Here is a 12,381-nt window from a genome sequence, read left to right on the forward strand (position 1 = left end):
TTTTTTTAATGCAAAAAAGCCAATTTTTCGACTATATAATAGTTGGCAATGGTCTTGCCGGATTACAATTAGCTATTGCTTTTGCTAAAGACTCCTTTTTTAAAAATAAAAAAATAGCACTAATAGATAAATCTACCAAGTCTACAAACGATAAGACTTGGAGTTTTTGGGAAAAAGGTGAAGGAAAATGGGAGGCTATAATAAAAAATACTTGGCATCAATCTATATTTTACTCTTCTAAAAAAAGTAAAACGCTACGTTTATCTCCATACAGCTATAAAACTATAGAAGCTATAGACTTTTATAATTATGCCAAAGCGATTATAAACAATACCAACAATATCACTTTTATTGTTGAAGATGTAATTAAAATTACAGATAAAAATAAAACAATTGTAGAAACTAAAAATAATTTATACACCTCTAATCACGTCTTTGATAGTAGACTACCAAAAGATTTTTTTTTAAAATCTAATAATTACTCTAATATTATTCAACATTTTAAAGGTTGGACTATAGAAACAGCAACACCTGAATTTAATTTACAACAATTTACAATGATGGATTATAGGTTAAAAGATGGTGAAAAAACTTCATTTACCTACGTATTACCTTTTTCTAAAACAAAAGCATTAGTTGAATTTACTTATTTTACAAAAGAAATGGTTGCTAATACCACTTACGATAAATATTTAGAGAAATATATATCAGAAATTTTAAAAATAAAATCGTATAAAATTTTAGCTACAGAACATGGAAGAATACCTATGTCGGTATTTCCTTTTGAAAAATACTCACAAAAAAACATTACTAAAATAGGTACTGCTGGTGGTTGGGTAAAAGCCTCGACTGGTTATTCATTTAAAAATTCTGAAAAGAAAGTTAAAAAGCTAATTGAAAACTTAAAAAACAACCAATCACCATCTAAGAATTTAATTAATAGTAAATATAAATTTTACGATAAAATATTTCTAAAAGTTCTGTATGATGAAAATGAAAAAGGTGAATGGATATTTAAAAATTTTTACACAAAAAATTCAATTGAAACCATGTTTAAATTTTTAGATGAAGATTCTAATTTTTTCGAAGAATTTAAAATAATGAAATCTCTATTTTCTTTTTCATTTATAAAAGCCTTTTTTAAAACCTTATTCCCTTAAAAGTTTATCTATTGTAGCTCTAACTGTTTCACTATTCCAATTAGCTGCACCAGATTCGTCTATAACAATTTCTCCATTTTTATTAATTAAAAATGTTCGTGGTATACTTTTAACATTAAAGGTTTCTGGTATTTGAGTTTGCGGATTATAGCTATTTAAATTATAGTTCTTTTTTTTCAAAAACTTTGTTATTGTTTCAGCATTTTCATTAGATATTAAAACAAATTCAATTTTATCATTATAATCATTATAAAGTGCTTGAATTGAAGGCATCTCTGCAATACAAGGCGGACACCAAGTTGCCCATATATTTACAAATACCACTTTATTTTTAACTTCTAATAAATTAAAATTTTTTCCTTCCAAATCTCTTAATTCCCAGTTATAACTACTTACATTTTTTAAGTTAGTTGTACTTTCTACGTTTGGACTTAATTTTGCAATTACAGAGTGTACAGCAATTTGTATTTTTTGTCTTGTTTGAGGAATAATTAATAAGATTAATACAATTGCAAATAAACTATTTTTTATAGGGAATTTTTTATTTTTCATATTATACTAAAACAATGAAGCGTTAATAACATAATTAACGCTTCAAATCTAACAAAAAAACAAACAATACTATATTTAATCTAAAATCACAATTTAAAATAAATATGGTATTGTTTGTGCTATTATCTTGTTACAGTTCCTGTTGGCAAAGAGCTTAAATTTAAATTAAAATCATGTGTTGCCGGTGCTGTTTCTGTTCCTGCAACACCTAATAAAGGTTTTAAAGTAAACGGTGCAGGAGAGTTGTCTGGTACTGGCTCTACCGAAATTACAATTGTACGGTTTCTAATATCTAAAGGAAAAGACTCTCCTACTGGCGCATTATTAAAAAAATCTTCACCTGGAATTGGCGGTCCTGCAGAAGCACCACTAAAAGGAGCTAAATCATCTACCGTATCAAAATCTAAAAACGTTCCAGTTGTTAGTGGCCCAGAATCTCCTACAACCCAACCTTCGTATACCCAACCATCTGGTAAAATTGGTAAAGTAAAATTAGCTGTTGGCGGCATTCCTGGATTACCAAACCAAACGCCATATTGGTCATTACCATTATTAGTTCCTGTCTCATCTGTTGGTGTTCTTAAAAAGAAAGCACCCGAAGCAGTACTAAAATCTCCAACTAAACCAGTATTTAACGTAGCAGAACTATCTACAAAGTCTCCTGCTAAAATTTTAGTTTCTGCAGGTAATGGATCTGGATCTATTGCTGGCTCTATTGATAATACAAACTGTGTTGCTAAATTTAATTGCTCTGCATTAACCGTAAAACTTTGAGGAAAATTAACAGAGCTAAACGTGCCAGTTGACACAGGATTACCGTTTACAATAATCCAACCTTCGTATACAAAATCGTCACCTAAAGCCTCTAGACCATTTAATTTTAAAACTAAATCTGTGGTGACTTGAGACGTTTCGCCATCATCATCATTACTACAAGAAGTGGCTAATAAACTTATTGCCAACATTCCAAAAATCATTTTTTTAATCATTGCTTTGTTTTTTAATTATAATTATTTGTTTCTTCAAAATTATAACTACAAATCATAAAAAAATGTTAGCTAGCTAACACTGTGCTATTTTTTTAAACATTCTTATTTCTTTTCTGTTAAAATCTAAAACATTACTTTCTTTTAATTCATTTAAAAGGATATTTAATGTTGGTCTAGATGTACCTATTAAAGATGCTATATCTTTTTGTGTATAAGGATGGTTTATAATATAATCTCCAGTTTTTGGGCAATCGTAACCATAATCTGTACATAACTCATTTAAAAACTCTAAAAGTCTTGTTTTTGTATCTTTAAACATTAAAAGTTGCAATCTTCTTTCTAACTTTTTTAGTTTATAACCAATAAATTTATAAACCTTAAAACTAAATGTTTGGTTGTCACGCATTAAGTTATACATTGTATCTACACTAATAGGGCAAATTGAAGTGGTGTTTTCTATAGATTGTGCAAACTCATCACGCTTAGACTCTCCTAAAATTGCTTTTTCGCCAAATAATTGACCTTTAGATAAAATGGCTTTAATTATCTCTTCTCCTGCTTCGCTATAGTAACCAATTTTTACTTTACCTTTTTCTATTAAGTAGACCTTATTTGCCGAATCTTGTGTGAAGTATATATAATCGCTTTTTTTATAATCATCAAATTTATGATTACCCTTATAACACTTAAATTTATGTGGACATAAAATTTTAAATAGGTTAGAATCTTCAAAAAACCATAATGTATTCATAATAAAAGCTTATAATTTATATGTCGTAAAGCAATATTTTACCTTACTAAAGTTTAAAAAAATGCTCATATGCAAATAATTATAACTCTATAAATTAAAATTTATGCATTTCATCGAATAAACAAGACACTTAAGCGGATAAAGCTAATTTTATTCATATCTTTACAAAGCTATGTATCAACTAGTTGATGGTTATTGTTAATTTTTAAATAATTGCTATGAACTTTAAAATTTTATTATTCTGTTTAATAAGTTATTCTGCTTTTTCACAAGTAGGAATAGGAACCACTGCGCCAACCGCAAGTTTAGATATTAACGGAAACCTAAGGATTAGATCTTTAGACCAAGAAACAAACGAAAACACAATTAGAGACTCTATTTTAGTAGTTTCTAGTGATGGTATTGTTAAGAGAGTGGAATCTAGAAAAATTGTACAAGCTGTATTAAAAACAGCGGTAAAAGGAAAGTTTTCAACCTCTAGTTTAGTAAACCTTACTTTAGTAGGAAATGAAGCTTTAATACCATTTGATGACGAAGATTTTGATGTTAATGATGAATTTAACACAACTACCCATGAATTTGTCGCTAAACAAGATGGCATTTATAGTTTATATGCCCAAATAAAAGCAAACTCGATAATTTCTGCAACCACAAATTTTGGTCTTTCAGTTTACAAAAACAATGTTTTAGAATCTACAAACAGTTTTGCAAATGTAAGCGTCTTATCTGCTAATGTCACACCACCAATAAGAAATGTTACAACGCTAATTAGTTTAAGTGCAGGAGATACAGTTACATTTAAAGTAAATAGCGATTTATTAAATTTAAGTCTATTAGGAGATTCTGCAAATACTTATTTTACTATACACCAAATAAGGTAACTAATTAATAGTAAAACTTAACAACATACAAAAAGCGCTTAGAAATTAATTTCTAAGCGCTTTTTACTTGTTTTGTAATAATATATATTAAGCGTTTTGCTTCTTTATTAAATTAAGAGCAGAACCTTCGTTATACCAATCTATTTGAGATTGATTGTAGGTATGATTTAACTTAATAACATCTTTGCTACCATCTGCATGAACAACTTCTAAAGTTAATTGTTTATTAGGTGCAAATTCTGCTATATCAATAAAGTTGAAAGTATCATCTTCTTGAATTAAATCATAATCACTTTCATTATCAAATGTTAAACCTAACATTCCTTGTTTTTTCAAGTTAGTTTCATGAATACGTGCAAAAGATTTTACAATTACAGCTGCAACACCTAAATGTCTTGGCTCCATAGCTGCATGCTCTCTAGAAGAACCTTCACCATAGTTATGATCTCCAACTACAACAGTTTTAATACCTGCTGCTTTGTAAGCTCTCGCCGTATCTGGAACACCTGCGTATTCTCCTGTTAATTGATTTTTAACAAAATTAGTTTTCTTTCCAAAAGCATTAACCGCACCAATTAAACAGTTATTAGAAATATTATCTAAATGTCCACGGAAACGTAACCATGGTCCAGCCATAGAGATATGGTCTGTTGTACATTTACCAAATGCTTTAATTAAAAGTTTAGCACCATTTATTTCATTACCTATTGGCTCGAAAGGTGTAAGTAATTGTAAACGTTCAGATGTTGGACTAACTACAACTTCTACTCCACTACCATCTTCAACAGGAGCTAAATAGCCGTTATCTTTAACCTCGAAACCTTTTGGTGGTAACTCCCAACCTCTAGGCTCATCGAACATTACTTCTTGACCATCTTCATTAATTAACTTATCTGTCATTGGATTAAAGTCCAAACGACCAGCAATTGCAATAGCTGCTGTTAATTCTGGAGATGCAACAAAGGCGTGTGTATTTGGGTTTCCATCTGCACGTTTAGCAAAGTTTCTGTTAAAAGAATGTACTATACTATTTTTAGGTGCGTTTTTAGGATCACTATATCTTGCCCATTGCCCTATACAAGGTCCACAAGCGTTTGTAAATATTTTTGCATCTAATTTTTCAAATATGCCTAAAATACCATCACGATCTGCTGTGTATCTTACTTTCTCTGATCCAGGATTAATACCTAAATCTGCTTTCATTTTTAAACCTTTATCTATAGCTTGTTGCGCAATTGAAGAAGCACGAGATAAATCTTCGTAAGATGAATTTGTACAAGATCCTATTAATCCCCATTCAACTTGAATTGGCCAATCGTTAGCTTTAGCTTTTTCAGTCATATCACTACCTACAGATGTAGATAAATCTGGAGTAAAAGGTCCATTTAATAATGGATTTAATTCTGATAAGTTAATTTCTATAACTTGATCGAAATATTGCTCTGGGTTAGCATAAACTTCTGCATCTGCAGTTAAATACTCTTTAACTTTATTTGCAGCATCTGCAACATCTTCTCTATCTGTAGCACGTAAATAGCGCTCCATAGATTCATCGTATCCAAAAGTTGAAGTTGTTGCTCCAATTTCGGCACCCATGTTACAAATTGTTCCTTTACCTGTACAAGACATTGCTTTAGCTCCAGGCCCAAAATATTCTACAATAGCACCTGTTCCACCTTTTACAGTAAGAATTTCGGCTACTTTTAAAATAACATCTTTAGGTGCAGTCCAACCAGAAAGTTCTCCTGTTAACTTTACACCAATTAATTTAGGGAATTTAAGTTCCCAAGCCATACCTGCCATAACGTCTACAGCATCTGCTCCACCAACACCAATTGCTACCATTCCTAATCCTCCAGCATTTACTGTGTGAGAATCTGTACCAATCATCATTCCTCCTGGAAATGCGTAATTTTCTAATACAACTTGGTGTATAATACCTGCTCCTGGTTTCCAGAAACCTATACCATATTTATTAGATACAGATTCTAAGAAATTAAATACTTCGCTACTTACATCGTTAGCGTGTTTTAAATCTGCTGCTGCTCCTTCTTTTGCTTGTATTAAGTGATCACAGTGTACCGTTGTTGGCACTGCTACTTTATCTTTACCAGCTTGCATAAATTGCAATAATGCCATTTGTGCAGTAGCATCTTGACATGCAATACGATCTGGAGCAAAATCCACATAATCTTTACCTCTAGTAAAAGCTTTAGTTGCTTTACCATCCCAAAGGTGATTGTATAAAATTTTCTCTGAAAGTGTTAATGGTTTACCTACGACTTCACGAGCTGCGTCAACACGTTCTGCCATTTGAGCGTAAACCTTTTTAATCATATCGATATCGAATGCCATATATTAAAGTTTAAGGTTGTTATTATTTATCTCTAAGTTACGAGACCGCAAAAATACAAAATCTTGAAGAATTTAAAAAATTTGTAATGAAATACGAAAACGTTTGCGAAAAACCTAATAAACTCTAAAAATAGATAGTGAATATTATTAATTTAATAATATTTTTATGCGAAAAATATTAAATTGACAAGAATTAAAGATTTAATACTTGAAAGATTTCTTTATTCTTTTTTAAAATAAAGTTTTATTAAAATAATTATAGTAATTAATACGCCTAAAGCCTGAAATAACATACCAAATATAAGTAGCTCTGCTCCATATGGCCAATGCATCATTTTAAATAATGCTGCAATAATTGTTACACCAAAGCCTATTAGGTAAACAACTAATGGTAAAATGAGTTTTTTTAATGTCATTTTTTTAAAATAAAGATTTTATTATTTGTTCTTCGGTTACACCTTCAGCTTCAGCTTTATAATTTTTAATTATTCTATGACGTAAAATACTAATAGCTACAGCTTGAACATTTTCTATATCTGGTGAAAACTTACCATTAATTGCTGCATGTGTTTTTGCTGCTAAAATAAGGTTTTGTGATGCTCTTGGTCCTGCACCCCAATCTATATATTGTTTGACTAAATCTGCAGCTGTGTTTGTATTTGGTCTTGTTTTAGCGACCATTTTTACTGCATACTCAATAACATTATCTGCTACAGGAATTTTTCTAATTAGTTGTTGAAATTCTATTATTTCTTTTGCAGAGAATAAAGCATTTACGCTTGCTGAAACTTCTGTAGTTGTTGCTTTTACTACTTGTACTTCTTCTTCAAAAGTTGGATAGTCTAAATTTATTGCAAACATAAAACGGTCTAGCTGGGCTTCTGGTAATGGATAAGTTCCTTCTTGCTCTATAGGGTTTTGTGTTGCTAATACAAAGTATGGTAAGTCTAGTTTATAGTGATGACCTGCAACTGTTACTGCACGTTCTTGCATTGCTTCTAGAAGTGCTGCTTGTGTTTTTGGTGGTGTTCGGTTTATTTCATCGGCTAAAATAATGTTTGAGAATATTGGACCTTTTATAAACTTAAAATTCCTGTTCTCATCTAATATTTCACTTCCTAAAATATCACTTGGCATTAAATCTGGCGTAAATTGTATGCGCTTAAAATCTAAGCCTAATGTTTTTGCAATGGTATTTACCATTAACGTTTTTGCTAAACCAGGCACTCCTATTAATAAGGCATGGCCTCCAGAAAATATAGATATTAATATTTGATTTACTACATCTTCTTGACCAACTATTACTTTTGCTATTTCGCTACGTAGAGCGTTATATTTTTTTACTAATTGGTTTATAGCGTTTACGTCTGACATTTAATATTTTATTTTTTTAGCCAATTATTTGTGAACTCACAGTTTTTATATTCTCCTCCTATTTTAATGTAAGTATCTTCTATTTTTTCTTTTTGCCATTTAGCTATGGCATTTAGTCTTTTTTCGTTTAAGGCTAGTTCTTTAATTTTTAAAAAGTCTCTTGAGAAATCTGCTTTATGCTCATCTATTCTGTCTGTTACTGTATAGATTTTATATTTAACGTTTCCGGTTCTTGTAAAATCTGCCACAATTTCTGATACTTCATTTGTTTCAAGATCTTCTATTTCTGTATAAATTTCTGTAGGCATTTTTGTTAATGGGAAAGTAAAATCTTGAGTTTCTGGATTTCTTATTAATCCGCCTTCAAATTTAGTTTTAATTTCATCACTAGCTTCTCTTGCTGCATCTGCGAATGAAATATCTCCATCTATAATATTTTGTCTAATACCTTCTAGTTTTGCTTTTGCTTCTGCTTTTGCTTCTTCAGATATTTCTGGTATTAATAGAATGTGTCTTGCATCATATTCTTGACCTCTAATTTTTTCAAGATATACTATATGCCATCCAAAATCGGTTTTAAAAGGTTCTGATATTTCTCCTTCTTGTAGAGAGAATGTTGCTTCCCTAAACTCTTTTACCATTTGTGGCTTTGCACGGTTCATGGTTGGTAGTCTTCCTCCTGTTCTTTTTGAGCCTGTATCTGCCGAATTAAATAAAGCTTTTGCACTAAAGCTTGCTCCATTTTCTTCGATATCTTTTTTAAACTCGTTTAGTCTATCTATAACTTCTTGTTCTGCTTCTGGTGTTACTTTTGGTTCAATTACTATTTGAGCAACTTTAAGTTCTGTTCCAAAAATTGGTCTTTCGGCTTCTGGTATTCCGCTAAAATATTCACGAACTTCTTCTGGAGTTACTTCAATTTCGTCAACTATTTTTCTTTGCATTTCTGATGCTAATTTGTTTGCTTTATTAATTTCAAACATTTCATCTGTTAATGCTTTTATGTTGTCTTTTTTATAAAACTTAAGCATTTCGTCTTCAGTTTTAAAATTAACTCTAAATCTTTCTACTTGTTGATTTACATACGAACGAATTTCGGCATCACTTACAACAATACTATCTTGTATGGCGTGGTGTGCATATAATTTATCTTCTAAAAGTCTTCCAAATAATTCGCAATTTGTAAATTGAGAGATGTCGTTACCACTAGCTTTTAACTGTAAAATGGTTTTGTCTACATCACTATCTAAAACAATATATTCTCCTACTACTGCTGCAACACCATCTACTTTAACCTCTTTAAAAGGTTGCACACTATCAATTGCTGTAGTTTTTTCTTCTTTTTCTTCTATTATTTCTTGAGCTTGCATACTGCAGACTGCAAAAAGTGATAAGCTTAACGCTGTAATGTATTTCAAATTATTTATAAATTTCGAATTGTTTGTTTTTAATTGCATCTTTTGTAATGTCTTTTTCTAGCTGTCTTATTAACTCTAACTTACGCCTATTTATTACTATTTGATCTATTGTAGGTTTTACGTATTCTAATGGTGCTAGAGTGTTTCGAAGTTGTACTTCTTTAATTTGCATCAAATATAGGCTTAATGAATCTTTGAGTTGTATAAAATTAGATTTTTTTAACAATTCGTCTTGATTTTCTGAATTGACTACTGGTATTTTATTAACTACTTGATTTACACGTATCCAAATTGAATCGTTTAGCGAGTATGATTTAAACTGTATTGCTATAGAATCTAGATACTTTTTATCACTAGCATTAAACCTTTTAAACTTCTCTGTTACATCGCTTAAATCTAACCTATTAGCATCTAAATTAATATATCTAAATTTTATTAATTCTTCGTTTAATTTAAATGCTTCTTTATTTTTCTCGTAGTAGGTTGATGCTTCGTTTATTGAAACAACAGTATCTAAACTTTTATAAACTAATGCTTCTAAATAAGCTTTGCTATATAAGTCGCTTTTATATTGTTGTACTAATTTATCGAAATCTGCTTGTGTTTTTTCTTCAAGGTTTAATGTTGCCTTTTCTACTAGAAGTTGCTCTGTAGCCCAACGATTTATAAAATTTTCTACTAAAACAATACTATCGCTTTCGCTGTAACTTTCTGGCAAAACATCTAAAACATCTTCTTTATATAGATAGTTTTCTCCTACTCTAGCTATTGCATTTTCGTTTGTTGGAGGATTAAAATAGTTGCAAGAAACTACTAGTAATAAGGTTAGTATGTAAATTAACTTTTTAATATTATTGATTTTTAATTTGATTTTTAACTGTATTCAAGATATCCTTGTTTATTTTCACTTCGTATTTTGAAGCTAATGTTTTTAGCCAGTCTTTTTCTTTTTTTATTTGATAATCGCTAATTACCTTTCCTTTTGCTTCATCAAAAGTTTGTAATGTTTTTGGTAATATATTTTTAATTAAAGCTACAACATAAGAATTATTATGAGTGAAAATTTTTGATACTCCTTTTTTTATTTTTAGACCTTTAGGTAATGCTTGATGGTTTTTTGCTAATATTCCTGATGTGAAGCTAACGTTTATTTTGTTATTGGTATTAATTTGTGATTTAATAGTTTCTATAGAATTGTTTTTATTTAACAGTTTAGCAACTTTTTTAATATCACTTTTTTTTGCTGAAGATGCTACAATTGCATCAACTCGTTCTTTATAATAGTATTGCTCTTTATTATCTTCATAATAGGTTTTAATTTGTAAAGAATCTTTTTTTGCTGCGTTCCAAATTTGAGTTTCCATTAAATCGAACAGCAATAATCCATCTCTATATTCTTCTACTATTTGAGCAAATTCTTGATTTTCATTAATTAAATTTTCTTCTTGATAACGAAATAATTCGCTGTTTAAATATGAAGTATAACTAGTATTTAATGCAATATCTAATGGTTTGTTTATATTTCTTCTTTGTGTTTTTAATAAATATTGAGCAAAATCATTATAACTAAATGCTTTACCTTGTATAGTAAACATAGTGTCTTTGGCTTTAATATCTTTTGGTATTGACCAACGACCAATAGTATAATTTTTATTTAAAATAGATTTAAAATAGCTTAACGCATTTGGGTTTTTAGTTACATTATATTTAGATAATAAGCTATTAATCCTAGAGTCGTCAATTAGTTTAGATCGAGAATCGCGTCTAATTTTGTTCGTTAATTCTGCTTTTATTTCGTTAAAAGGCTGCAGTGGTTTTTTGTTTATTAGTTTTACTATATGCCAACCAAATTGAGATTTAAATGGTTTAGATATATCTCCACTATTTTCTAATTTAAATGCTTGCTTCTCAAATTCACTAGAACTTAATTGCCCTCCAGAAAATGGGTTTAATTCACCGCCTTTACTTGCCGAGCTTTTATCTTCAGAAAACTGTTTTGCTAAAGCGCTAAATTGCTCTCCTTGTTCTAACCTTTTATAAATTTCTTTAATTTTCTCTTCATCATCTTTTATCATGATGTGAGCAACGGTAACTTCTCCTTGAGATTTTCTTTTATCTAAAACCTTTACTACATGATATCCAAATTGAGTTCTAAATGGCATAGAAACCTCACCTACTTTAGTATTATAAGCAGCATTTTCAAACGGGTAAACCATTTTAAAAGCAGAAAAATATCCTAAATCTTCGGCAAAAATTGTTTTTCCATTGTGCACATCACTTTGTACTTTTTTATAACCTTCGCTTAAAACTCTTTCTCGTAATTTTAAAATTTCGTTATAAGCAGCTAAAGTGTCTTTTGCACTAGCATTTTGATCAATTCTTACTAAAACGTGACTCGCGTTTATCTCGTACCCTAGCCTATTATATGCTTCTTCTACCAAAGTATTAGTTACTTTACTATCGCTTAAATAGTTTTTAGACAATTGTTTTTTATAGCTTTTAAACTCTCTTTGGTATGATGGTTTTTTATCTAAATTTAGTGCTTTTGCCTCTTGAAGTTTTAATTTATATTCAATAAATAATTTTAAATAGCCATCAATATCTTTTTGAGATTCTTCTTTTACTAAATCTAAATTTTTATTGTAAACTCTAATAAATTCTGTTGCATAAACAGGTGTATTATCTACAGTGAAAATTACATCATTATTTTGTGCAAATGCACTAAAAGCTGAAACAAAAAATAGACAAATAAACTTAACTATAATTTTAATTTTCATGTGATAAATTGTTTTTTTTTGAGTCTTGCAAAAATAACAATATTAGCATATAAAGCAAGTACATTACATAACGATAAAATATTTAATTTATTTACTGTTATACAATAAGTTGCATTCTTTTATT

At 29.6% G+C, this 12,381-nt stretch carries 11 protein-coding genes; 2 read left to right on the forward strand and 9 right to left on the reverse strand.

The features are described 5' to 3' along the window. The first annotated feature begins 8 nt into the window (after positions 1–8). Complete coding sequence (locus BM549_RS06230) at positions 9–1,160, forward strand: lycopene cyclase family protein (RefSeq protein WP_290469478.1); 1,152 nt, start codon at positions 9–11, stop codon at positions 1,158–1,160. On the opposite strand, the gene BM549_RS06235 is transcribed toward BM549_RS06230, so the two are convergent. The 3 genes from BM549_RS06235 to BM549_RS06245 all read right to left on the reverse strand — a co-directional run bounded on the left by BM549_RS06235 (position 1,149) and on the right by BM549_RS06245 (position 3,452). Then, positions 1,149–1,712 (reverse strand): TlpA disulfide reductase family protein, encoded by a 564-nt coding sequence (locus BM549_RS06235; RefSeq protein WP_290469479.1) that lies wholly within the window; start codon positions 1,710–1,712, stop codon positions 1,149–1,151. The two genes, BM549_RS06230 and BM549_RS06235, sit on opposite strands and share 12 nt — an antisense overlap. A 122-nt stretch (positions 1,713–1,834) precedes the next feature. Then, on the reverse strand, positions 1,835–2,701 hold the full coding sequence (locus BM549_RS06240; protein ID WP_290469480.1) for an anti-sigma factor: 867 nt from the start codon (positions 2,699–2,701) through the stop codon (positions 1,835–1,837). Positions 2,702–2,774: 73 nt separating this feature from the next. Continuing rightward, on the reverse strand, positions 2,775–3,452 hold the full coding sequence (locus tag BM549_RS06245) for a Crp/Fnr family transcriptional regulator (RefSeq protein WP_290469481.1): 678 nt from the start codon (positions 3,450–3,452) through the stop codon (positions 2,775–2,777). Positions 3,453–3,670: 218 nt separating this feature from the next. Here BM549_RS06245 and BM549_RS06250 point away from each other — a divergent pair, with 218 nt between their 5' ends. Next, positions 3,671–4,333, forward strand: a complete 663-nt coding sequence (locus BM549_RS06250) for a hypothetical protein (RefSeq protein ID WP_290469482.1) — start codon at positions 3,671–3,673, stop codon at positions 4,331–4,333. Between the two features lie 87 nt (positions 4,334–4,420). On the opposite strand, the gene BM549_RS06255 is transcribed toward BM549_RS06250, so the two are convergent. The 6 genes from BM549_RS06255 to BM549_RS06280 form a co-directional block, all read right to left on the reverse strand. Further along, on the reverse strand, positions 4,421–6,688 hold the full coding sequence (locus BM549_RS06255; RefSeq protein WP_290469483.1) for an aconitate hydratase: 2,268 nt from the start codon (positions 6,686–6,688) through the stop codon (positions 4,421–4,423). Positions 6,689–6,909: 221 nt separating this feature from the next. Next, positions 6,910–7,104, reverse strand: coding sequence for a hypothetical protein (locus BM549_RS06260; RefSeq protein WP_290469484.1), 195 nt, complete (start codon positions 7,102–7,104; stop codon positions 6,910–6,912). 4 nt (positions 7,105–7,108) lie between these two features. Then, positions 7,109–8,062, reverse strand: coding sequence for a MoxR family ATPase (locus tag BM549_RS06265; protein WP_013868703.1), 954 nt, complete (start codon positions 8,060–8,062; stop codon positions 7,109–7,111). 8 nt (positions 8,063–8,070) lie between these two features. Further along, positions 8,071–9,480, reverse strand: a complete 1,410-nt coding sequence (locus tag BM549_RS06270; protein WP_367112924.1) for a peptidylprolyl isomerase — start codon at positions 9,478–9,480, stop codon at positions 8,071–8,073. 1 nt (position 9,481) lies between these two features. Beyond that, positions 9,482–10,198, reverse strand: coding sequence for a peptidyl-prolyl cis-trans isomerase (locus BM549_RS06275; RefSeq protein WP_365336951.1), 717 nt, complete (start codon positions 10,196–10,198; stop codon positions 9,482–9,484). Positions 10,199–10,331: 133 nt separating this feature from the next. After that, on the reverse strand, positions 10,332–12,257 hold the full coding sequence (locus BM549_RS06280) for a peptidylprolyl isomerase (protein ID WP_290469486.1): 1,926 nt from the start codon (positions 12,255–12,257) through the stop codon (positions 10,332–10,334). Between the last annotated feature and the right edge of the window lie 124 nt (positions 12,258–12,381).

It is taken from the genome of Lacinutrix sp. MedPE-SW (genome assembly GCF_001874145.1).
In the GTDB taxonomy this organism is placed as follows: Bacteria; Bacteroidota; Bacteroidia; order Flavobacteriales; family Flavobacteriaceae; genus Lacinutrix.

Excerpts from the sequence above, each read along its gene's own strand:
- BM549_RS06230 (WP_290469478.1), top strand. The coding sequence starts at position 9 with ATGCAAAAAAGCCAATTTTTCGACTATATAATAGTTGGCAATGGTCTT.
- BM549_RS06235 (WP_290469479.1), bottom strand. The coding sequence starts at position 1,712 with ATGAAAAATAAAAAATTCCCTATAAAAAATAGTTTATTTGCAATTGTA.
- BM549_RS06240 (WP_290469480.1), bottom strand. The coding sequence starts at position 2,701 with ATGATTAAAAAAATGATTTTTGGAATGTTGGCAATAAGTTTATTAGCC.
- BM549_RS06245 (WP_290469481.1), bottom strand. The coding sequence starts at position 3,452 with ATGAATACATTATGGTTTTTTGAAGATTCTAACCTATTTAAAATTTTA.
- BM549_RS06250 (WP_290469482.1), top strand. The coding sequence starts at position 3,671 with ATGAACTTTAAAATTTTATTATTCTGTTTAATAAGTTATTCTGCTTTT.
- BM549_RS06255 (WP_290469483.1), bottom strand. The coding sequence starts at position 6,688 with ATGGCATTCGATATCGATATGATTAAAAAGGTTTACGCTCAAATGGCA.
- BM549_RS06260 (WP_290469484.1), bottom strand. The coding sequence starts at position 7,104 with ATGACATTAAAAAAACTCATTTTACCATTAGTTGTTTACCTAATAGGC.
- BM549_RS06265 (WP_013868703.1), bottom strand. The coding sequence starts at position 8,062 with ATGTCAGACGTAAACGCTATAAACCAATTAGTAAAAAAATATAACGCT.
- BM549_RS06280 (WP_290469486.1), bottom strand. The coding sequence starts at position 12,257 with ATGAAAATTAAAATTATAGTTAAGTTTATTTGTCTATTTTTTGTTTCA.